Source organism: Umezawaea sp. (assembly GCF_057122925.1).
The window spans coordinates 1-20,523 of record NZ_DBNGPQ010000097.1 but is presented as its reverse complement, the minus strand read 5'-3'; the positions used below and the strand labels follow the sequence as shown (position 1 = coordinate 20,523).

22 protein-coding genes and 1 pseudogene are annotated in these 20,523 nt (G+C 71.1%); 16 read left to right on the top strand and 7 right to left on the bottom strand.

Features of this window, described 5'->3' with window-relative positions; translation table 11 throughout:
- Window positions 1-91: 91 nt before the first annotated feature.
- The gene (locus AC156L_RS22555; protein ID WP_330880174.1) at window positions 92-1,102 is read right to left on the bottom strand and encodes an Acg family FMN-binding oxidoreductase; all 1,011 of its coding nucleotides are present in this window, start codon (window positions 1,100-1,102) and stop codon (window positions 92-94) included.
- Window positions 1,103-1,320: 218 nt separating this feature from the next.
- Between AC156L_RS22555 and AC156L_RS22550 the strand changes: the two genes are divergently transcribed.
- Entirely contained in the window at window positions 1,321-3,012 is a 1,692-nt protein-coding gene (locus tag AC156L_RS22550; protein WP_330880172.1) for a sensor histidine kinase, read from the top strand.
- A gap of 2 nt (window positions 3,013-3,014) precedes the next feature.
- Here AC156L_RS22550 and AC156L_RS22545 read toward each other — a convergent pair whose 3' ends face one another.
- The gene (locus AC156L_RS22545) at window positions 3,015-3,671 is read right to left on the bottom strand and encodes a response regulator transcription factor (protein WP_330880170.1); all 657 of its coding nucleotides are present in this window, start codon (window positions 3,669-3,671) and stop codon (window positions 3,015-3,017) included.
- 143 nt (window positions 3,672-3,814) lie between these two features.
- Entirely contained in the window at window positions 3,815-4,309 is a 495-nt protein-coding gene (locus AC156L_RS22540) for a universal stress protein (protein WP_330880168.1), read from the bottom strand.
- Between the two features lie 167 nt (window positions 4,310-4,476).
- Here AC156L_RS22540 and AC156L_RS22535 point away from each other — a divergent pair, with 167 nt between their 5' ends.
- Window positions 4,477-5,094 (top strand): hypothetical protein, encoded by a 618-nt coding sequence (locus AC156L_RS22535; RefSeq protein ID WP_330880166.1) that lies wholly within the window; start codon window positions 4,477-4,479, stop codon window positions 5,092-5,094.
- Here the strand turns inward: AC156L_RS22535 and AC156L_RS22530 are convergent.
- A complete protein-coding gene (locus tag AC156L_RS22530) occupies window positions 5,069-5,521 on the bottom strand; it encodes a universal stress protein (protein ID WP_330880164.1) in 453 nt (150 codons plus the stop codon). The genes AC156L_RS22535 and AC156L_RS22530 overlap by 26 nt on opposite strands.
- Window positions 5,522-5,696: 175 nt before the next feature.
- Between AC156L_RS22530 and AC156L_RS22525 the strand changes: the two genes are divergently transcribed.
- From AC156L_RS22525 to AC156L_RS22470, 12 genes are all read left to right on the top strand, one after another.
- The gene (locus AC156L_RS22525; protein ID WP_330880162.1) at window positions 5,697-6,143 is read left to right on the top strand and encodes a universal stress protein; all 447 of its coding nucleotides are present in this window, start codon (window positions 5,697-5,699) and stop codon (window positions 6,141-6,143) included.
- A gap of 93 nt (window positions 6,144-6,236) precedes the next feature.
- Window positions 6,237-6,626, top strand: coding sequence for a hypothetical protein (locus tag AC156L_RS22520; protein WP_330880160.1), 390 nt, complete (start codon window positions 6,237-6,239; stop codon window positions 6,624-6,626).
- 61 nt (window positions 6,627-6,687) lie between these two features.
- Window positions 6,688-7,728: a zinc-dependent alcohol dehydrogenase family protein gene (locus AC156L_RS22515; RefSeq protein ID WP_330880158.1), complete on the top strand. Its 1,041-nt coding sequence runs from the start codon at window positions 6,688-6,690 to the stop codon at window positions 7,726-7,728.
- 25 nt (window positions 7,729-7,753) lie between these two features.
- Window positions 7,754-8,635, top strand: coding sequence for a universal stress protein (locus tag AC156L_RS22510; protein WP_330880156.1), 882 nt, complete (start codon window positions 7,754-7,756; stop codon window positions 8,633-8,635).
- A 34-nt stretch (window positions 8,636-8,669) separates the two neighbouring features.
- Complete coding sequence (locus AC156L_RS22505; RefSeq protein ID WP_330880154.1) at window positions 8,670-9,191, top strand: flavodoxin family protein; 522 nt, start codon at window positions 8,670-8,672, stop codon at window positions 9,189-9,191.
- 21 nt (window positions 9,192-9,212) lie between these two features.
- Complete coding sequence (locus tag AC156L_RS22500) at window positions 9,213-11,792, top strand: cation-translocating P-type ATPase (RefSeq protein WP_330880152.1); 2,580 nt, start codon at window positions 9,213-9,215, stop codon at window positions 11,790-11,792.
- A 103-nt stretch (window positions 11,793-11,895) separates the two neighbouring features.
- Window positions 11,896-12,240 (top strand): hypothetical protein, encoded by a 345-nt coding sequence (locus AC156L_RS22495; RefSeq protein WP_330880150.1) that lies wholly within the window; start codon window positions 11,896-11,898, stop codon window positions 12,238-12,240.
- 84 nt (window positions 12,241-12,324) lie between these two features.
- Complete coding sequence (locus AC156L_RS22490; RefSeq protein WP_330880148.1) at window positions 12,325-13,521, top strand: HAD-IC family P-type ATPase; 1,197 nt, start codon at window positions 12,325-12,327, stop codon at window positions 13,519-13,521.
- A gap of 49 nt (window positions 13,522-13,570) precedes the next feature.
- Window positions 13,571-14,266: a CBS domain-containing protein gene (locus tag AC156L_RS22485; RefSeq protein ID WP_330880146.1), complete on the top strand. Its 696-nt coding sequence runs from the start codon at window positions 13,571-13,573 to the stop codon at window positions 14,264-14,266.
- 45 nt (window positions 14,267-14,311) lie between these two features.
- Window positions 14,312-14,509, top strand: a complete 198-nt coding sequence (locus AC156L_RS22480) for a DUF4342 domain-containing protein (protein ID WP_330880144.1) — start codon at window positions 14,312-14,314, stop codon at window positions 14,507-14,509.
- A 110-nt stretch (window positions 14,510-14,619) separates the two neighbouring features.
- On the top strand, window positions 14,620-14,889 hold the full coding sequence (locus AC156L_RS22475; protein WP_330880142.1) for a DUF1918 domain-containing protein: 270 nt from the start codon (window positions 14,620-14,622) through the stop codon (window positions 14,887-14,889).
- Window positions 14,890-15,230: 341 nt separating this feature from the next.
- Entirely contained in the window at window positions 15,231-15,662 is a 432-nt protein-coding gene (locus AC156L_RS22470; protein WP_330880140.1) for a pyridoxamine 5'-phosphate oxidase family protein, read from the top strand.
- Between the two features lie 23 nt (window positions 15,663-15,685).
- Here AC156L_RS22470 and pflA read toward each other — a convergent pair whose 3' ends face one another.
- From pflA to AC156L_RS22455, 3 genes are all read right to left on the bottom strand, one after another.
- Window positions 15,686-16,411, bottom strand: a complete 726-nt coding sequence (pflA, locus tag AC156L_RS22465; protein ID WP_330880138.1) for a pyruvate formate-lyase-activating protein — start codon at window positions 16,409-16,411, stop codon at window positions 15,686-15,688.
- A complete protein-coding gene (gene pflB, locus AC156L_RS22460; protein WP_330880136.1) occupies window positions 16,408-18,654 on the bottom strand; it encodes a formate C-acetyltransferase in 2,247 nt (748 codons plus the stop codon). Before pflB ends, pflA begins: the two co-directional genes overlap by 4 nt.
- 178 nt (window positions 18,655-18,832) lie before the next feature.
- Window positions 18,833-19,276: a hypothetical protein gene (locus AC156L_RS22455; RefSeq protein ID WP_330880134.1), complete on the bottom strand. Its 444-nt coding sequence runs from the start codon at window positions 19,274-19,276 to the stop codon at window positions 18,833-18,835.
- A gap of 193 nt (window positions 19,277-19,469) precedes the next feature.
- Here AC156L_RS22455 and AC156L_RS22450 point away from each other — a divergent pair.
- A pseudogene (locus AC156L_RS22450) lies at window positions 19,470-19,688 on the top strand (alcohol dehydrogenase catalytic domain-containing protein); the annotation flags it as partial.
- A gap of 76 nt (window positions 19,689-19,764) precedes the next feature.
- On the top strand, window positions 19,765-20,310 hold the full coding sequence (locus AC156L_RS22445) for a zinc-binding dehydrogenase (RefSeq protein ID WP_330880132.1): 546 nt from the start codon (window positions 19,765-19,767) through the stop codon (window positions 20,308-20,310).
- Window positions 20,311-20,523 lie beyond the last annotated feature (213 nt).

Genomic DNA, 20,523 nt, shown 5'->3' with positions numbered 1-20,523 from the left:
ACCTCAACGGTCGCGCGGTGACCTGTGCGACGGCAGAGCTCACCTGACCTCCTCCGGCGGGACGAAAGGCCCTGCGGGTCGGGACCGGGGGTCAGGACCCCGATTCGGTGGTGCAGGGTTCGAGGACCAGTTCCTCGACCGGCCTGCGCGGTGTCGCTGGCACGGGCGACCCGAAACCCAGGCGCAGCACGGTCTGCGGGAAGAGAGAACCGCCGAGCGAGCGGCGCAGGTCCTCCCGGACCCGGCGCACCTCGACCACCTGCGACAGGAAGGACGCCGACAACCCCAGCGCGGTCGCGGTCAGCAGCACGCGCTGCAAGGCCTGGCCTGCTTGGAGTTCGGCGGCCGTCCCGTCGTAGAAGGAGCAGAGCACCACCACGAAGGGGTCCGGCTCGTAGTCCTTCCCGGAAGGTCGGTCGATCACCGTGCCGGGGGAGAAGTCGCGCAGTGCCCACTCGTCCTGGGGCGCGGGCGTTGGTCCGGCCGAGCCGGGTGGCACGCCGTGGCCGGGGTCGGCCCGGTTCCCGGTCCAGCCGACCAGTTCGGCCTGCACGCGGGGATCGGCGAGCTGCTCCTGGTGCGCCCGTCCGATCAGCTCCCGCAACCGCACCTTCTCCTCGCGCGTGGCCATCACGTGCAGCCAGGCCCGTTCCTGCTCGGCGGCGCGGACCAGGTGCTGCCGGTGCGTGGCGGGGACCTCGCTGTCGACGAACGGGTGGCGGTTGGTCCTGCGCGACCGCACCGCCTTGAGCAGCGAACGGCTCTGCTCCGTCGGGGTGAACCGCCCGCCGCGCCGGACGACGGCCAGTGCTCCTTCGGCCTCCCGGCCGGGCAGCAGGGTGACCAGCGGCCGGATGCCCAGTCCTTGCAGGGCGAGTCGCATGTTCAGCAGGGCGGCGCCGCACGACAGGCGCAGTTCGCGGGATTCCGGATCGGTCGCGTGCAGCTGCTTGGTCGGGTCGCAGTGCAACTCGATCCGGTCGGCGTGCAGCGCGAACCGCCACGGTTGGCTGTTGTGGATGGACGGGGCCAGTGCGGCGACCTCGAGCACGCCGCGGACGTCGCCCTCCGCCAGACCCAAAGCCGGCACTACCGGACTCATGACTTCTCACCTCGTCGCACAGGGGGCGGCTGACCTGTCACGATCCACTGTCGTTCGTCATGGGGGACGCGCACACCGTCGAAGGTCCTCTGCCGACAGGGCCGTCCTCCGTGAAACGATCGTGGAGCGATTGGTGACCTGGTCTCCCGACAACCACCGTGACAGGCTGGGTGGATCGGCACGTTCGCGTCCACGTGTGTCGGGGAAGAGGTAGACAGATGGTTTACGGGCCTGATCCGAGCGGTGGTGGAGCGAAGGTGAGCTTGGCCGGCCTGCGCCTGGATGAGCTGCTGGGCGAGGTCCAGGAGCGGCTCACGGAGATCGCGGCGTCGCGGGACCAGATGCAGAGCCTGTTGGACGCGGTTCTGGCGGTCGGGTCGGGGTTGGAGCTGGACTCGACGTTGCAGCGGATCGTGCAGGTCGCGGTGGACCTGGTGGGGGCGCGGTACGGGGCGTTGGGGGTGTTGGGCACCAGGGACGACCTGTCGGCGTTCGTGTACGAGGGCATCGACGCGGAGACGCGGTCGCACATGGGGCACCTGCCGGAGGGCAAGGGTCTGCTGGGTCTGCTGATCAAGGATCCTCGGGCGATCCGGTTGTTGGACCTGAGCAAGCACGACGCGTCGGTGGGCTTCCCGCCCAACCACCCGCCGATGCACAGCTTCCTGGGTGTGCCGATCCGGTTGCGGGACGAGATCTTCGGCAACCTGTACATGACCGAGAAGAAGGGGATGTCGGAGTTCACCCCGGATGACGAGGTGGTGTTGCAGGCGTTGGCGGCCGCGGCGGGGGTGGCGATCGAGAACGCGCGCCTGTTCGAGCGGTCCCGGTTGCGGGAACGCTGGTTGGAGGCCACCGCGGAGATCAACTCCGAGCTGCTCGGCGGCGCCTCCGCCCAGGACGCCCTCCAGCTGATCGCGCTGCGCACGGTGGAGCTCACGGGCGCGCACTCCTCGATGATCGTGCTGTCGGAGGAAAGCAGGCTGTTCATCACCGCTGGTGCGGGTCCGCAAGCGGAGGAAGTCGTCGGGTCAACCGCACCCGACCACGAGTCAACCATCGAGGAGGTCCTGCGGACGGGTGTGCCCAAGGTCGTCGAAACCCTGGAGGAGTTCGTCAACGCCTCCACCGAGTTCGGTCCCGGCATCGCGGTGCCGATGCGCGCGGGCTCGGTCGTGACGGGTGTGCTGGTCGCCGTGCGCAGCAAGGGCGAGCCACCGTTCGTGGCCGACCAGATGCCCGTGCTCGCCTCCTTCGCCGACCAGGCGGCGCTGGCGTTGCAGCTGGCGGAGAAGCAGCGGTCGCTGCGGCTGCTGGACGTGCTGGAGGACCGCGACCGCATCGCCCGCGATCTGCACGACCACGTGATCCAGCGGCTGTTCGTCACGGGCATGAGCCTGCAGGGCAGCCTGCGCCGGATCACCGACAAGGAGGTCCACGGCCGGGTGACCACCGCCGTGGAGCAGCTCGACCAGACCGTGCGGGAGATCCGCACGTCGATCTTCGACCTCCAGAGCGCGGGCGACGAGGGCGTGGGCCTGCGCAGACGGCTGCTGGACCTGATCGCCGAGCTGACCGAGCACACCGACCTGTCACCGGCCGTGCGGATGTCCGGGACGGTCGACAACTCCGTGTCCGACGAGCTGGCCGAGCACGTCGAGGCGGTCATCCGCGAAGCGGTGACCAACGCGGTCCGGCACGCGAACGCCACGTCCCTCACCGTGACGGTCGAGGCCGGAGCGGACTTGGTCATCTCCGTGGTCGACGACGGGGTCGGGATGCCGGAGGACGTCGCGCGCAGCGGCCTGCGCAACCTCGAAAGCCGAGCTCAACAGTTCGACGGCACCTTGTCGGTGGCCTCCGAGTCGGGCAGGGGCACCCGTGTGACCTGGCGGGTGCCCCTGGGCTGATCTCACTCCTCGGGGGACATCTGGCCGGGTTTGCGCAGTTGGCTGGAGAAGACGGCGGCCTGGGTGCGGCGCTGCATCCCGAGCTTGGCCAGCAGGTGCGACACGTAGTTCTTGATGGTCTTCTCGGCCAGGAACATGCGGTCGGCGATCTGCCGGTTGGTCAGGCCCTCGCCGATGAGGTCGAGCACCGTGCGCTCCTGGTCGGTCAGCGTCCGCAGCGGGTCGCCGGTCTCGCGTTCCCGGCGGATCCTGTTGAGCAGCGCGGACGTCGACTTCGCGTCGAGCAGCGACTGGCCGCTCGCCACCGTGCGCACGGCGTTGACCAGGTCGCCCCCGAGGATCTGCTTGAGCACGAAACCCGATGCCCCGGCCATGATCGCGTCGAACAGGGCCTCGTCGTCGGCGAACGAGGTCAGCATCAGCACGTTGAGGTCGGGCAGTCGGGAGCGCAGGTCGCGGCACAGTTCGATGCCGTTGCCGTCGGGCAGCCGGATGTCGAGCACGGCCACGTCGGCGCCGCTGGCGGGGACGCGGGTGAGCGCCTCGGTCACCGACGACGCCTCACCGATCACCTGGAGGTCTTCCTCCTCACCGAGCAGTTCCGCGACACCGCGACGGACGATCTCGTGGTCGTCCACCAGGAAGATCTTCGTGGGCACCCCCACCACCTCCAGAGAGCGCAGGCCCCGGCCTGCCGTCACGCGTTTGAGCCCCAGTGCACATTACGCCGTCGGTGGTGACGGTGCCGGTGTCGACCGTGCGCGAACAGGGTCCAAGGACTCTGCCCGCCGAGGCCCGACGGTCAGCGGAACTCCTGCGCCGCCCCAGGTGTGACCAGACCGCCCGCATCGACGGCGGCCGGCGGGACCACGGTCACCGGGCAGGTCGCGTGCCGCAGGCAGTACGCGGCCACCGACCCGATCACGGTCAGCCCCGACTTGCGGTAGCCGTGGCCGCCGAGCACGAGCGCGTCGGCCTCGGCGGCCAGTTCCACCAGGACCTTGCCGGGGTCGCCGGTCGGCACGAGCTGGTCGACCAGCACCCCGTCGGCGTCCTGGCCCACCCGCTCGACCGCTGTCCGCAGGGCACGCGCGTGCTGCTCGCGGAACGGGTCGCTCCCCACGGGCCGGGTGACCGGCAGCGGTGTGCTGGACGGGGGTTTGGCGTCGAGCCTGCACACCGACACCGCCAGCACCGAATGCCCGGTGGACTTGGCCTGGCGGACCGCCCAGGCGAGGGCGGCGGTGCTCGCGGGCGAGCCGTCGATGCCGACGATGATCCGTTGTGCGGTCTTCATGGTGGTCAACTCCTCGTCTGTGGTCCCTCGATGCTCTAGTCCGGCGAGGGGGCCGGGCGAGGGGCGAAGGGCCCCGTCCGGACGGGGCCATCGCCGCCCGTGAGGGGACTCGGCGCACTGTCGGCGCGCCGCGCTCCTCGGCACCGTGGTGGGGGGAGGTGGCCGACGTGCGCGGGACGCGGACCGAAACACCGGAGTGGAGCTCCAGCGAGGTGGACCTGCTGGTCCGCGCAGCGCGCAGCGCACCGGTCTACGGCGGCGGGCACCCGTGGGTGCTCGAACCGCACGGGCGCGCTGTGGCCCTCTACGAGCTGCCGCGCCACTCGTTCCGGGACCGGCTCGGCATCGGCCGCTTGCTGACCTGCGGCGGTGTCCTGCACAACCTCCACGCGGCTCTCCGTGCGGCCGGTTGGCGGGTCGAGGTGTCGCTGCCGAGGGACGCGGCGAAGCCGGACCTCCTCGCGGTGCTGGCAGCTGTTGGCCGACAGGCGGTGGAGGAGCGGGGGACGTCCGACCCGGCCGTGCTGCCTGTTCTCGTGGCGGCGAACCACTGGGAGGGAACGCGGGTGCGGCCGGTCGACACCGGCGGCTCGGTCACGCTGCACGTGTCGACCGAGGGGGACAGCAGGCGTGATGTGCTGCTCGCGGGTGCCGCCCTTCAGGCGGTCCGGCTCAAGGCTCGGGAACTGGGGTTGACGGCGACGGTGGGCCGCGGCCCGCTGCCTGCGCACGTGTGGGCTTCGCTCACCGTCTCCGGGATCAGCGAGCCGCACCCGGCGGGATGACCACAACGGGGCAGGCGGCGTGGCGCAGGCACTCGGAGACGACGCTGCCGAGCAGCATCCCGGCCGCCCTGCCGTGACCGTGGGCGCCCAGCACGAGCAGGTCCGCGTGGTGCGACATGCGCGCCAACTCCACCGCCGGATCACCGAGCAGGACCGCCTCGGTCACCTCCGGCGGGTTCTCCAGCCGCGAGGAGACGTCCCGCACCATCTCGTGCAGTTCGCGCACCAGATGCCGGTGCGGCTTCTCGCCGTGCGGGAAGAAGCCCGTCGACGTGGCGGGCGCGAACGCCGGTTCGCGTTCGCGCGTCGTGATCGCCTCCACCTCCGCTCCCCCGCGCACCGCTTCCTCCAGCGCCCACCGCAGTGCGGCGGCGCTCGCGGGTGATCCGTCAACGCCGACCACGATGGTCTTGGGCGAGTTCTCCACGGCACTCCTCCACATCGGACTGGAACGGTGCACCCGATCGCGACTCCCACTGTCGTCCGGGCGCTCCGGATCCGGCAGTGACGAATGGTCCCCGTCGGCGGTGACTTCCGGCTCTCGTCGCACCTCGCCGATGCGACGACCGTTGGGGCGGGGCGAAGCCGAAGGGAGTGGCGTGATGAGCGGTCCGAAGCCGATCGTGGTGGGTGTCGACGGGTCGGAGGCGGCCCAGCGCGCACTGGACCGGGCGCTCGACGAGGCACTGCTGCGGGGCTGCGGCGTGCGCGCCGTCCGCGCGTGGGTCTTCGAGCCGCTGGGGCTCACCGCTCTCGCCGCGCTGCGAGAAGCCGAGCACTGGGCGGCGGTCGAGCTGGCGAAGGCCGTGGCCGCCGTGGTGGGCGGGCGGAGCGAGACCCCGCCGATCGAGCAGGTCAGCGCCGAAGGAGGCCCGGCGGAGGTGCTGATCCGCCATTCGGAGGACGCCGCTCTGCTGGTCGTCGCGAGCCATCGCGGTGAACGCCTGCGCAAGGCCGTCCTCGGTTCGGTGAGCACGGCGTGCGCGCGGCGGTCGACCGTGCCGGTAGTCGTGCTGCCCGCCGGCGTGAACGCCCCCCGTGTGAGCTGACCGGCCCGGTGTCGAGCGGACCAAAGGCCCTGTGCCACCCCACCGCGACGCGACACCGTTGAAGGCGAAGCCCGGCCGGGACTGGAGGTCCACATGAGACCGAACGTGAAGGACACCTGGGCGACGGTCCTGGTCATCGCGGCCGTCGCCTTGTACACCGAGCACCTCGAGCTGACGTCTCAGCCGTTCCTCGGGGACGTGCGCGTGGTCGCGGCCGTGTGCTTCGCCCTCGGCGTCAGCGCCGCGGCGGTCGGTGGCCGGCACCGCGCCACCGACGACCTGGCCATGCGAGTGGGTGCCGTCCTCGGCACGACCGCGACCCTGCTCGGCGTGGCCACGCTGATCACCGCCCACTCCTTGCTGCTCTTCGTGTTCGTGCTGAACATCGTCGGGCTGTGGGGATTCGCGACGCTGCGCCACACCGGGCTCTTCACCGCGGCCATGGCCGACGACGACGGCCGCGCAGGCTCCCCGCGGCCGTGACACCGCACCGCAGTTGCCGATCACTCGGACGGCGGCGAGCCCGCCGGGAACAGGAGAAGTCATGAAGGCCTTGGTGTACCACGGACCCGGCAAGCGCTCGTGGGACGACGTGCCCCGTCCGGAGGTCCAGGACGTGTCCGACGCGGTCGTGCGGGTCGACGCGGTGACCATTTGCGGCACCGACCTGCACATCATCAAGGGCGACGTGCCCGCGGTCGAGCCCGGCCGGATCCTCGGGCACGAGGCGGTCGGCACCGTGGAGCAGGTCGGCGCCGCGGTGCGCGGGATCAAGCCCGGCGACCGGGTGCTGGTCTCGTGCATCAGCGCGTGCGGCCGGTGCCGGTACTGCCGGATCGGCATGTTCGGCCAGTGCCTCGGCGGCGGGGGCTGGATCCTCGGCCACCGCATCGACGGCACCCAGGCCGAGTACGTGCGGGTCCCGTTCGCCGACACCTCGACCCACCTGCTGCCCTCCGGGGTCGGTGACGAGGCCGCGCTGATGCTGGCGGACATCCTGCCCACGTCCTACGAGGTCGGTGTGCTCAACGGCCAGGTCGCCCCCGGTGACACCGTGGTCGTCGTCGGTGCGGGCCCGATCGGTCTCGCCGCGATCATGACCGCGCACCTGTTCAGTCCCCGCCACGTAGTGGCGGTAGACCTCTCGGAAGCCAGGCTCCACGCGGCCAAGCAGTTCGGCGCCGACGTCACCGTGACCCTGACCGACGATCCCGAGGCGGTCGTCGCGGAGCTGACCGAAGGCTTGGGCGCCGACGTGGTCGTCGAAGCGGTCGGCGTGCCCGAGAGCTTCGAGCTCTGCACCAGGCTGGTCCGTCCGGGCGGTCGAGTGGCCAACATCGGTGTGCACGGCAAGCCCGCCACGCTGCACCTGGAAGACCTGTGGATCCGCAACGTCACCATCACCACCGGTCTGGTCGACACGCGGTCCACCCCAGCCTTGCTGCGGATGCTCGCCACCGGCCAGCTCGACGCGACCAGGTTCCTCACGCACCGGTTCGGCCTCGACGAGATGGAGGCCGCCTACGACGTGTTCGCCCGACCCCAGGAAACGGGCGCCCTCAAGGTCGTCCTGTCCCGAGGCTAGAACGACCAGGAGGGAATGAGCGGACATGACAGTCCACAACGAACAGGGCGCCGCCGTGGTGGTGGGTGTCGACGGGTCCCGGTCCGCGCTGGACGCGGTCGCCTGGGCAGCACGGGAAGCCCAGCGGCGACACCGGAGGCTCCTGGTGGTGCACGCGCAGCTCCCGCTGCCGTTCGACAACCTCGAACTCACCGACCGGCTGCGCGACGACTTGCACCGGGTGGCCTGGCGGTGGCTGCACGAAGCCGCCGACGTCGCCCGCGAGGCCGCACCCGGCCTCGAACCCGAAGTGCGCCTGGAAGCCGGTGAGCCGGTGACCGCACTCATCGGGTTGTCCGCCTCCGCCTACGAGGTCGTGGTCGGCTCCCGCGGATACGGGGGCTTCACCGGGCTGATGGCGGGCTCGACCGCGATGGCGCTGAGCGCGCACGCCCACAGCCCGGTCGTCGTGGTCCGCGGCTCCGTCACGGGCCGTGGGCCGGTCGTCGTGGGGGTCGACGGGTCGCCCGCGTCCGAACAGGCGATCGGCCGCGCGTTCGAGCAGGCCGACCTGGAGGGGACCGACCTGGTCGCGGTGCACGTGTGGCACCGCCTGCCCACCTGGATCGACGCGATCGCCCTCGACGAACGCGACCGGGTGGAGAGGGAGGCCGAGCACCACCGGTTGCTGTCGGAGCGGCTCGCGGGGTGGCAGGAGAAGCACCCCGACGTGCACGTGGAACGGGTCGTCGCCGAAGGGCACGTGGCCCGGCGCCTGGTCGACTACTCCGACACCGCTCGCCTGGTCGTGGTCGGATCCCGCGGCCGGGACGGCTTCGCCGGTCTGCTGCTCGGCTCCACCGGCCAAGCGCTGCTGCACCACGCGCCCTGCCCCGTCGTGATCGTCCGCGACGAGCAGCGGCACTGACGTCGAACCGTTGTCCAGCAGGAAGGGGAGAGCCATGACACGAGTGCTGGTCGTCTACGAATCGATGTTCGGCAACACGAGGGAGGTCGCGAAAGCGGTGGCGGAAGGCCTCGCCGACGCGGGAACCGTCGACCTGGTGGAGGTGGGGGAGGCTCCGGTCCCGCTGCCCGACGACGTCGACCTGCTGGTCGTCGGCGCTCCCACCCACGCGTTCGGGCTGAGCAGGCCCACCACCAGGAAGTCGGCGGCCGACCAGGCGGTCGGGGAGATCGTCTCCACCGGGATCGGCTTGCGCGAGTGGCTGGACGAGCTGACGCCCGGCACCGCGGTGGTCTCCGCGTTCGACACGCGGGTCAAGCTCGCCATGATGCCCGGTTCCGCGGCCCGCCGGGCGCTCGGTCGGTTGCGCAGGCTCGGCTTCCCGCCGCTCCTGCGGTCCGAGAGCTTCTACGTCCACGGCACACCAGGCCCGCTCAAGGACGGCGAGATCGACCGCGCCCGGAGTTGGGGAGCGAAGCTCGCGGCGACGCACTCGGCGCGCCAGCACGTCAACTGACCCAAGAGGAAGGCGAACACCGTGCTGTCCACCTCGACCACCGGCAGGGAGGGGCTGAGCGGGGCCGAAGCGGCGATCAGGCTGCGCCGCGACGGCCCCAACACGTTGCCCACTGGCAAGCGCGCGCATCCGCTGGTGCTGTTGGCCAAGCAACTCGTGCACATCTTCGCCGTCATGCTCTGGGTCGCGGCCGTGCTCGCCCACATCGCCGGTATGCCGTCGCTGTCGGTGGCCATCGCCGTGGTCGTGCTGCTCAACGGCGCGTTCGCCTTCGCCCAGGAGTACCGGGCCGACCGGGCCGCGCAGAAGCTGCGCGACCTGCTGCCGGTCAAGACCAAGGTACTGCGCGACGGCCGACCCGTCCTCGTGGACGCCACCGACCTGGTGGTGGGCGACGTGGTGCTGCTGGCGGCGGGCGACCGGGTGAGCGCGGACGCCGAGGTCGTCGACCTCGCCGGTCTGGCCGTGGACGAGTCCATGCTGACCGGTGAGAGCAAGCCCGTGCGCACCCAGCGGGGGAGCGCGGTGCTCGCGGGCACCCACCTCGTGGAAGGCGAGGCGACCGCCGTCGTCACGGCCACCGGTGCGAGGACCCGGTTGGCGGCCATCGCCGCCCTCACCGGCCGCGCGACCCGGCCGCCGAGTCCGCTCACACTGCGGCTCAACAAGGTCGTGCGCGTGGTCGGGTTCACCGCCATCGCGGTCGGTACCACGTTCCTCGGCATCGCAGTACTGCTCGGCCTGCCGCCGATCGAAGCGTTCCTCTTCGCCGTCGGCGTGACCGTCGCTCTGGTGCCCGAGGGCCTGCTGCCCACCGTCACCTTGTCGCTCGCCCGTGCCGCGCAGCGCATGGCTGGGCGCAACGCGCTCGTGCGCAGGCTCGACGCCGTGGAGACGTTGGGCGCCACCACCTTCATCTGCACCGACAAGACCGGAACCCTGACCCGCAACGAGATGTCGGTCGTGACGGTCTGGACCCCGATCGGCGAAGCGAAGGTCGAGGGCGTGGGTTACGACCCGGCCGGCGAGGTCGTTGGATCGGAGGCGGTCCGGGTACGGGTGCGCGAACTGGCCGTCAGCGCGGCCCGGTGTTCACCGGTCGCGCACGTGGAACACCGCGACGGGAAGTGGCTCCCGGTGGGCGACCCGATGGAGGTCGCCCTGCACGTGCTGGCCGCTCGATCCGGTGCGGAAGTCCCGACCACCGCCGAGGTCAAGCACCCCTTCGACCCGCGGCGCAGGCGCTCTTCTGTGGTCGATGCGGACGGCGTGCACGTGTCCGGCGCGCCCGACTCCGTCCTGCCGCTCTGCGCGTCCACCACCGGTGCCGCGGAGGCGATCACGACCCTGGCCGACAGCGGCCTGCGGGTGCTGGCCGTGGCCCGGCGCCGGGAACGGCGAGCCGGTGACGACACGGGGTGGGAGGCCGCCGAACGCGACCTGGAACTCGTAGGCCTGGTCGGCTTGCAAGACCCGCCGCGCGACGACGTCACCTCCGCCATCGAGTCCTGCCGCACCGCCGGGATCCGGCTGCTCATGGTGACCGGCGACCACCCCGCCACCGCGCGGTCGATCGCCCGCCAGGTGGGGCTTCTCGGACCGGACGAGCTCGTGCTGGAAGGAGCGGGTCTGCCGCAGGACGAGGCCGAGTTGGGAGAGCTGCTCGACCGCGACGGCGCGGTCGTCGCGCGGGTCACCCCCGAGGACAAGCTGCGGATCGCGAAGGCGTTGCAGGCCAGGGGACACGTGGTCGCCATGACCGGCGACGGCGTCAACGACGGGCCCGCCCTGCGCGCCGCGGACATCGGCGTGGCGATGGGCGCGTCCGGCACCGACGTGGCCAGGGAAGCAGCCGACCTTGTCCTGCTGGACGACCACTTCGCCACCATCGTCGCCGCCGTCGAACTCGGCCGCGCCACCTTCGCCAACATCCGCCGGTTCCTGACCTACCACCTGACCGACAACGTCGCGGAACTGACGCCGTTCGTGGTCTGGGCTCTGTCCGGCGGTTCCATCCCGCTCGCGCTGACCGTGCTCCAGGTGCTGGCGCTCGACATCGGCACCGATCTGCTGCCCGCGCTCGCACTGGGCGCGGAACCACCCAACCCCAAGACCATGCACGGCAAGGCACCCACGGGCGCGCTCATCGACCGCACGGTGCTCGTCCGGGTGTTCGGCGTCCTGGGCCCCAGCGAGGCCGTCGTCGAGATGGGCGCCTTCCTCGGCGTGCTCCTGGCGGGCGGTTGGGCACTGGGCCGCACACCGGACGCCGAACTGCTGACGGTCGCGTCGGGCACCGCGTTCGCCGCGGTCGTGCTCGGCCAGTTGGCCAACGCGTTCGCCTGTCGCAGCGGTTCGCGCACGGTGGCAGGCGTCGGCCTGCGCGGCAACCGGCTGCTCGGCTGGGCGATCCTGGTGGAACTGGTGCTGCTGCTCGCGTTCCTCGGCGTGCCACCGGTCGCAGACCTGCTGGGCGGCACCTTCCCCTCGGCGCTGGGCTGGGTCCTGGCGGCCTGCGCGGTACCCGCTGTCCTCGCGGCGGACACCCTGCACAAGTCGATCAGGGCGAACCGCCGCGCCACCAGGGCAGCGGTCGGGTGACCGCGTTCGAGCGAACCCGCAGCCGCGCGAGCCGGAAGTTCGCGGGCGAGGTCCTGCTGTTCAGCGCGGTCAGCCTGCTCCTCGCCGCCGTGTCGGGCTGTGGGTGGCCGGGGTTCCGGGAGCCGAGTGGGCGTGGACCGCGGCGGCGGTCGTCGCCGCGGTGCCCGCGGTCGTGCGGGTCGCCGCCGACCTGCGTTCCGGCCGGTTCGGAGCCGACGTGCTCGCCCTCGTGGGCACCGTCCTGGTGGGCTTCGCGGGTGCCGTCGTCGCGGTCATGTTCGGCGGCGGACGCGCGCTCGACGCCTACGCCCAGCGCCGAGCAGGCCGCGACCTGAGCGCACTGCTGGACCGCGCGCCGTCCGGCTGCGCACCGACACCGGACTGCGGCTGCTCCCCGTGCGGGACGTGCGACCGGGGCAGCACCTGGTGCTCGGCCAGGGCGAGGTGACCCCGGTGGGCCCCACGCCGCTCGGACCGGCCACCCCCGACGAATCCGCGTCGACCGGCCAAGCCGCGCCCGGCGGGCGACCGGGTGCGCAGCGGCGTGGTCGACGCGGGAGCGTCGGTCGACCTGCGTGCGGTCGCCACCGAACGCGACAGCACCTACGCCGGTGCGCTTGACCTGGCACGGGACGCCGCGGCTACCACCGCGTCCGCGATCCGCCTCGCCGACCGGGTCGCGACCGTGTTCCTGCCGGTGGCGCTCGCCGTGGCCGGCCTCGCGGCGTTCCTCGCCCACGACCTCACCCGCGCGGTCGCCGTCCTGGTGACCGCGACGCCGTGCCCGCTGCCGCTCGCGGTGCCGGTCGCCATCACCGCGGGCATGTCCAGGGCCTCGCGGGTCGGTGTGGTCGTGCGTGACGGGCGTTCGCTGGAGGTGCTCGGCGACCTCCGGACCGGCGTGCTGGACACGACCAGGACGATCACGCTCGGACGACCCGCCGTGACCGGGGTGCTGACCGCTCCGGGCCGGTCCCGCGACCACGTGCTCGACCCCGCCGCCGCGGTGGAGCAGGTGTCCTCCCCCGTGTTCGCGGCGTGCGTGGTCGTCGCAGCCGAGACGGCAGGCCGTGGACCGGCTCCCGCCACCGACGTGGTCGAGCGGTCCGGACAGGCGACCGCGGGCACCGTGAACGGGCACCGGATCGCCGTGGGTGGGCTCGATCCCGCGCAGCGGGGCCGAGCGGACTGGATCCGGGAAGCCGAGACCAGCGCCCGTCAGGATGGCGCGGGCACCGTGTGGATCTCCGCCGACGGCGACCCCGTCGGCGTTCTCCTCGTGCGCGACCCCGTCCGGTCCGACGCGGCCCAGACCACGGGCAGGCTGCGCTCGGCCGGGTTGACCAGGCTCGTGCTGCTCATCGGTGACCGCTGGGCGGTCGCGCTGAGGACCGCGGACGGGCTCGGTTTCGACGAGGTGGACGCCGCGTGCGACCCGGCGGACAAGGTCGCGAGGGTGAGGGCGGAGAAAGCGGCAGGGGTGACCGCGATGGTCGGCGACGGCATCGACGACGCTCCCGCGCTGGCCGCCGCGGACGTCGGAGTGGCCTTGGGCGGCTGGGGCTCGGCCGCGGCCGAGCGTGCGGCCGAGCCCCAGCCGTCCCGGTCAGGTCCGCGGAGTCCGGCCGCGGGCACCACAGCGCCGCACGGAGCCGACGCCGAACCCGCCGCCAGGGGAAGCCGGGACCTTCGCCCCGGTTCGGCGGACTTTGGCCACTGCGATCCGTGACCGGCGGAGTCGAAGCTGGAAGGAGAAGTCCCCGGAGTTGGAGGTCGAGATGCGAGAGCCCAGCGTTGATCAGGTGATGACCCGCGAGGTGGTCACCGTCGGGACGGCCACCCCGTTCAAGGAACTGGTGGAGCTGCTCGACAGCGGTGGTTTCAGCGCGCTTCCCGTGGTGGACGAGCGCAAGCGGGCCATCGGCGTCGTGTCGGAGGCCGACCTGCTGGCCAAGGAGGAGTTCCTCGGCGGCACCGCACCGTCGCCCGCGCTGTTCGCCGCCCGCGCCCGCAAGGACAGGTGGCGCAAGTCCGGAGCCGTTTCCGCGGGTGAGATCATGACCGCTCCTGTCATCACCATCACCCCGGAGGCGCCGGTGAGCGCCGCAGCGCGCCAGTTGGCGAGGTCCGGTGTGCGCAGACTGTTCGTGGTCGACCCGGAGGGGACACTGGTGGGGGTCGTCTCCCGGCGCGACCTGCTGCGGCTGTTCCTCCGCGACGACGAGCAACTGCGCGCCGACGTGCTCCAGCAGGTGTTCCACCGCGTGCTGCTCGCCGACCCCGCCACCTTCGAGGTCCACGCCAAGGGCGGCGTCGTGTCCGTGCGAGGGCGGCTGGAACGACGTGGCGACACCGAGTTGGCCGTCCGCCTGATCCAGGCGATGCCGGGAGTGGTCGACGTGGAGTCCGACCTCACCTATGGCTGGGACGACACGGTCGTCAAGGCCGAATCGGGTCTGAGGCCCAGGTACTGAACCCTGCCGAGTCGATCCGCGGAAACATCCCACCGGGAGACCGTCGTGCCGACCCTCGAACAACCCGCTGTCGACGCCGCGGCGCACCACGCCCACCACATCGTCGTCAGGGATCGCAGCGGCCACCCGGTCGTCGAGGTGTCCATGGACGCGGGTGTGCTCGCCGCGGTGGTCGCACCGCTGGTGGCCGCCGTAGGAACCGTCGCCGCGCCTGCCAACGACTGGTCCGCCGAGATCGAGTGAGCGCGACGGCACCGAACACCCGGTCGTGCGCGCTCAGTCGCGCTCCCGGAAGACCTTGTCCGAAACAACAGCCGACGGCGTGGGACGTCCGGTGAACGGAGGAGAACACCATGCGGGCCCAGACCGGTGACTGGTTGCTCGTCGAGCAGTCCAGCGTAGACAGACCAGCGCGCAGGGGACGGATCGTCGGCGTCCGCCGTGCTGACGGCGGGCCGCCCTACCTCGTGCGATGGCTCGACACCGGGCACGAGACGCTCGTCTACCCCGGACCTGACGCCCACGTGGTGACGGCTGTCGAACTGGCCGAGTCGGACGCGCGCACCGCAAACCGGGCCGTCGCGCTGCAACGGCTCATCAGCGCCCGCCACCGCGGGTCCTGACGTGCTCGTCGAATCGTCCCGCCAGGGTCCTGGCGCTTGATCATCAGGGACTTTGTGCCCTGCTGAACCCGAATCACCGCTGTCGACAATGAACGCCAGCACGCGCGGTGCATCCGGTGGCGGCGATGGCCCGTCCGCCTCGTGCGCGGTGTCGACAGTGCCACAGGAGTCGAGTTGCGCCAGCGAGAAACGCGCCACGGAACCGCGGTGCGATCTGCGGTCGAGATGCCGAGCTGCCACGCGTGTGGGCGGAGCGAGCTCCCGGTGACCCGGATACCCTCCTCCAGGACCCTGCCGCTGGTGCGACGGTCACCGCGGGACCTTCACCTCGGCGGCGCGCGATGAGCGGCGCCACGCAGGACGAGCCCAGGGGACTGGTGCGGTTGTCGGAGGCGAAGTCCCTGGACCTGCTGGCCGGCGTGCCCTTCGGCCGTGTCGTGTTCTCGCGCGACGCGCTGCCCGCGATCCGTCCGGTCAACCACGTCGTCGACCGGGGCACCATCATCATCCGCACGCACCTCGGTGCCGCCGTGCTCTCCGCCGTGGGCATGGTGGTCGCCTACGAAGCCGATGCGATCGATCCCGTGTCGCGCCTGGGGTGGAGCGTGATCGTGGTCGGCGTGGCGAAGCGCGTCTTCGACCTCGACGACGCGGCCGGGTTCGAGGAGGTCCTGCGGCCCTGGGTGCGCGGGTCGATGGACCACGTCATCCGGATCGTGCCGGAGATGGTGACCGGGTTCGAACTGTCCACGGCTCCGGAGCCACAAGGCTGACGGCGGCTCCGGAGCCCGTCGGATCAAGCGCGCAGACCGTGGCGGATGAACTGCCCGCGAACTCTCCCGACCAGTGCCGCGTCGGGCGTCGGGGTGTCCGCGAGCGGGAACGGGATGCCCAGCCGCGCGTACTTGGGCGCGCCGAGCTTGTGGAACGGCAGCACGTCCACGTGCTCGACCGACTCCAGCGTCGCGACGAACTCCGCGATCCCCTCCACGTTGTCCCGGTCGTCGGTCAGTCCGGGCACCAGGACGAACCGGATCCACATCGGCTTGCCCATGGCCGAGAGCCGACGGGCGAACTCGAGCGTCGGTGCCACCTCCTCGCCGGTCACCCGCAGGTAGGTGGCCGGATCCCAGGACTTGATGTCCAGCAGCACCAGGTCGGTGTCGGCCAGCAGAGCGTCCGTCGCGTGGTGGCCGAGGAATCCCGAGGTGTCCAGCGCGGTGTGCAGACCGAGTTCCCTGCACCGGTGCAGCAGCTCGGCCACGAAGGTGTGCTGCAGCAGCGGTTCCCCACCGCTGACGGTGACACCGCCGCCCGCGACCTCGATGAACCGCCGGTACTTCACGATCTCGGCCATCAGCTCGTCCACGGACACGCGCTGCCCGTCGCGCTCGTGCCAGGTCTCCGGGTTCTGGCAGTACCGGCAGCGCAACGGGCATCCCGCGGTGAAGACGACGAAGCGGGTGCCGGGACCGTCCACCGCGGTCGCGATGTCCCACGAGTGGACCGCCCCGGTGCTCACAGCGACCCGTGGAAGGTTCGACTGATCACGTCCCGCTGCTGCTCGCGGGTCAGCCGCACGAAGTTCACCGCGTACCCGGAGACGCGGATGGTCAGCTGCGGGTGGTTCTCCGGGTGCTCCATCGCGTCGAGCAGGACCTCCCGGTTGAGCACGTTGGCGTTGAGGTGGAAGCCGCCCGCGTCGACGTAGGCGTCCAGCACACCGACCAGGTTGGTCACCCGCTCCTCCGGGGTGCGGCCCAGACCGGGGGGCGTGATGCTCGCGGTCAGCGAGATCCCGTCCAGCGCCTGGTCGTAGGGCAGCTTCGCCACCGACAGCGCGGCGGAGACCAGCCCGTGCCGGTCCTGGCCGTTCATCGGATTGGCGCCGGGCGCGAACGGTTCACCAGCTCGTCGTCCGTCGGGGGTGTTGCCGGTGTGCTTGCCGTAGACGACGTTGGAGGTGATGGTCAGCACCGACTGGGTGTGCACCGCGTCGCGGTAGGCAGGGTAGCGCCGCACCTTGGCCATGAAGTCCTCGACCAAGTCGACCGCGATGGCGTCGGCGCGGTCGTCGTTGTTGCCGTAGCGCGGGAACTCGCCCTCCACGGCGTAGTCGACGGCCATGCCGGACTCGTCGCGGACCACCCGCACCCGCGCGTGCTTGATCGCCGACAGGCTGTCCGCGACGACCGACAGGCCCGCGATGCCGCACCCGAGCAGCCGCTGCACCGGGTGGTCGTGCAGCGCCATCTCGATGCGCTCGTAGGCGTACTTGTCGTGCATGGAGTGGATGATGTTCAACGCGTCGACGTAGGTCTTGGCCAACCAGTCCGTCGTCTGGTCGAGCGCCGCACGGACCACCTCGTAGTCCAGGTACTCGCCGGTGATCGCGGGGAACGGGGGAGCGACCTGGTCACCGCTGACCTCGTCGCGTCCACCGTTGATCGCGTACAGCAGTGCTTTCGCGAGGTTGACCCGCGCGCCGAAGAACTGCATCTGCTCGCCGACCTTCATGGCTGACACGCAGCAGGCGATCGCGGTGTCGTCGCTGAACCTCGGCCGGATCAGCTCGTCGTTCTCGTACTGGATCGAGCTGGTGTCCACCGACACCCCGGCGCAGAACCGCTTGAAGCCCTCGGGCAACCGGGGCGACCACAGCACGGTGAGGTTCGGTTCCGGTGCGGGGCCGAGGTTGTAGAGGGTCTGCAGGAACCGGAAGCTGGTGCGGGTGACGAGCGGACGCCCGTCCTCGCCCATGCCACCGATGCTCTCGGTGACCCACGTCGGGTCGCCGGAGAACAACTGATCATAGGCAGGGGTGCGCAGGAAGCGCACGATCCGCAGCTTGATCACCAGGTCGTCGACCAGTTCCTGGGCCTGCTCCTCGGTCAGCGTTCCCCCGTCGAGGTCGCGCTGGAGGTAGACGTCGAGGAACGTGGAGGTCCGACCGAGCGACATCGCGGCACCGTTCTGCTCCTTCACCGCCGCGAGGTAGGCGTAGTACAACCACTGCACGGCTTCCCGAGCGGTTGTCGCGGGCCCGGAGATGTCGTCCCCGTAGCTCGCGGCCATCGTCCGGAGTTCGTCCAGCGCTCGCACCTGCTCGGCCAGTTCCTCCCGGTCGCGGATCACCGCTTCGGTGGAGGGGACCACGTCCAGGAGGGATCGTTCGGCCTTCTTGGCGGCCACGAGCCGGTCCACGCCGTAGAGCGCGACCCGCCGGTAGTCACCGATGATCCGGCCGCGCCCGTAGGCGTCGGGCAGGCCGGTGACGATCCCGGCCCGGCGGGCCCGCAGGATCTCCTCGGTGTAGGCGTCGAACACGCCGTCGTTGTGGGTCTTGCGGTACTTGGTGAAGACCTCCCGCACCAGCGGATCCATCTCGTACCCGTAGGCGTCGAGACTCGCCTGCACCATCCGCAGCCCACCGTTGGGCATGATCGCGCGCTTGAGCGGAGCGTCGGTCTGCAAGCCGACGATGATCTCGGTGGACCGGTCGAGGTAACCGGGTCGGTGCGCGGTGATCGACGAGGGGGTGTGCGTGTCGATGTCGAGGACACCGCGCTCGCGCTCCAGCGCGAACAAGCCCTCCAGGCCGTTCCACAGGTTCGAGGTCCGGTCGGTCGGCCCGCACAGGAAACCCGCGCCGCCCTCGTAGGGCGTGTAGTTGGCCTGGATGAACCCGCGCACGTCGATGCCGCCGCGCCAGTCCTCCCCGCGGAATCCGCGCCAGGCGTCAAGACGTTCCTCGGTGGTGGTCATGCCCTCACCACCATCGAGCTCCTCGTCCGGTCCTCGACCAGCGTTGCCATGTCGCCCCTCCTCGGATCTCATTTCCCACTTCGATCTTCCGGCCGGTGCGCATCCGGTGACAGGGCCCGAGGTCCCATCGCACTCCGGTGAAGGTCCTGAGCACGGACTTCCGGCCGCGGACCGGGGATCACCGCGCTTCGGGTCGCACCAGCGCGCGCGCCAATGCCACTGCCTGGACCACGAGCGCGATGAACACCACCACGCCCACCATCGGCAACGCGATCCTCGCGATGGTCGCCCAGTCGACCGAGAGGTCGTCGAAGTCGAACGGGAACACCACCCACATCCGCCACAGGACGGCCAGGGCGACCGCCGTGGTCACCACGTCACCGAGCAGAGCTACCTGACGTCGCGGCACGACCAGGCACACCAGGTTGACCACGATCCCCACCGCCAGACCGATGTCGGCCACTCGAACTACATCGCCTGCCTGCTCGGTCAAGAACGGAACCACCCGCCACCCCGGCGACACGTTGATCAACACCAACAGGACCACGTCGACCAGCGCGGCGACGAAGCAGCCCGTCCGCTGCGCCGTCCCACGGGTCGATCGAGCCGATGTGCTCGTCATGGTCGCCTCCGCGCGGTGCACCGTCCACGGATCGGGTCGACCAGTGGAACCCCTCCACCTTCGAGCGTTCTCGCCCCGGCGAGCGGGCGGAAGGGCTCAAGGAACCTGCTGACACGGGACCTCCGACCGCGTCGCTAGCGATGCGGTCGGCGAAAACTCCGACTCGGACGCACCACCACGATGAGCAGCCACCGTGGGGGAAGCAGTCGTCGCGACGCTGGACGCACTGCTGGAGATCCACGAAGTGCCGGTGCCGGAACCGGGTGCCGGCCAGGTTCGGGTGCGGCTGGAGGCATCGGGGATCCGCCACGCCGACATCCACGCCGCGCACGGCGACTGGTCGGTGAAGCCGACACCACCGTTCGTGCCGGGGCACGACGGCGTCGGCGTGATCGAGGCCGTGGGCGAAGGCGTCAGCGCCACGCGCATCGGGACGCGGGTGGCGATCCCGTGGCTCGGACACGCCTGCGGGGGAGTGCTCCTGCTGCGTGTCGGGGTGGGAGACGCTGTGCGAGCAGCAGCAGAACACCGGCTGCTCGGTCGACGGCTGCTACGCGGAGCACGTGCTGGCCGACGCCCGGTACGTCGTCCCGGTGCCCGAAGGGGTGTCCAGTGTGGACGCGGTACCGCTGACGCGCCCCGGTGTCACCACGTACAAGGCCGTCAAGGTGGCCGGTGTGCGGTCCGCCGAGCGAGTCGCGGTGTTCGGCATCGGCGGACTGGGCCACCTGGAGCTGCGGTACGCCCGGATCGCCGGGGGGTTCACCGTGGCGGTGGACGTGGAGGACACCAAGCTGGAGCCGGCCCTGCGCCTGGGCGCAGACCACACCGTCAACGCCGCCACGTCCGACCCGGTCGCCGAGATCCAGGCACTGGGCGGCGCCGACGTGGCGATCGCCCTAGCGGCGTCACCGCGGAGCTTCGAGCAGGCCTTTGCGTCCCTTCGTCGCGGTGGTCGGCTGGTCCGCGGCGGGCGGCCCGCGGACGGCCGGCTGGACCTGCCGGTGTTCGACGTGGTGCTCAGGGGCATCTGACGGGACCCCGATAGTTGGACCAGGTGATCTGGGTAAACCCAACGGGGTCACGTCAGTCCGGCTCATTCCTCCGCCACCACTCCAGCTGAGGTTCCCCCGATAGCTCGGAGGCTTTCCAAACATGGTCCGATAGGACCTGAAGGGAGTCGTCCGTGGCACCACCGAAGAAGTACCCTGACGAGTTGAGGACCCGTGCCGTCCGGCTGTACCGAG

Coding starts and splice junctions, on each gene's coding strand:
- AC156L_RS22555 (WP_330880174.1), bottom strand. CDS start 1,102: ATGAGTCCGGTAGTGCCGGCTTTGGGTCTGGCGGAGGGCGACGTCCGC.
- AC156L_RS22550 (WP_330880172.1), top strand. CDS start 1,321: ATGGTTTACGGGCCTGATCCGAGCGGTGGTGGAGCGAAGGTGAGCTTG.
- AC156L_RS22540 (WP_330880168.1), bottom strand. CDS start 4,309: ATGAAGACCGCACAACGGATCATCGTCGGCATCGACGGCTCGCCCGCG.
- AC156L_RS22525 (WP_330880162.1), top strand. CDS start 5,697: ATGAGCGGTCCGAAGCCGATCGTGGTGGGTGTCGACGGGTCGGAGGCG.
- AC156L_RS22520 (WP_330880160.1), top strand. CDS start 6,237: ATGAGACCGAACGTGAAGGACACCTGGGCGACGGTCCTGGTCATCGCG.
- AC156L_RS22515 (WP_330880158.1), top strand. CDS start 6,688: ATGAAGGCCTTGGTGTACCACGGACCCGGCAAGCGCTCGTGGGACGAC.
- AC156L_RS22510 (WP_330880156.1), top strand. CDS start 7,754: ATGACAGTCCACAACGAACAGGGCGCCGCCGTGGTGGTGGGTGTCGAC.
- AC156L_RS22505 (WP_330880154.1), top strand. CDS start 8,670: ATGACACGAGTGCTGGTCGTCTACGAATCGATGTTCGGCAACACGAGG.
- AC156L_RS22485 (WP_330880146.1), top strand. CDS start 13,571: ATGCGAGAGCCCAGCGTTGATCAGGTGATGACCCGCGAGGTGGTCACC.
- AC156L_RS22475 (WP_330880142.1), top strand. CDS start 14,620: ATGCGGGCCCAGACCGGTGACTGGTTGCTCGTCGAGCAGTCCAGCGTA.
- AC156L_RS22470 (WP_330880140.1), top strand. CDS start 15,231: ATGAGCGGCGCCACGCAGGACGAGCCCAGGGGACTGGTGCGGTTGTCG.
- pflB (WP_330880136.1), bottom strand. CDS start 18,654: ATGACCACCACCGAGGAACGTCTTGACGCCTGGCGCGGATTCCGCGGG.
- AC156L_RS22455 (WP_330880134.1), bottom strand. CDS start 19,276: ATGACGAGCACATCGGCTCGATCGACCCGTGGGACGGCGCAGCGGACG.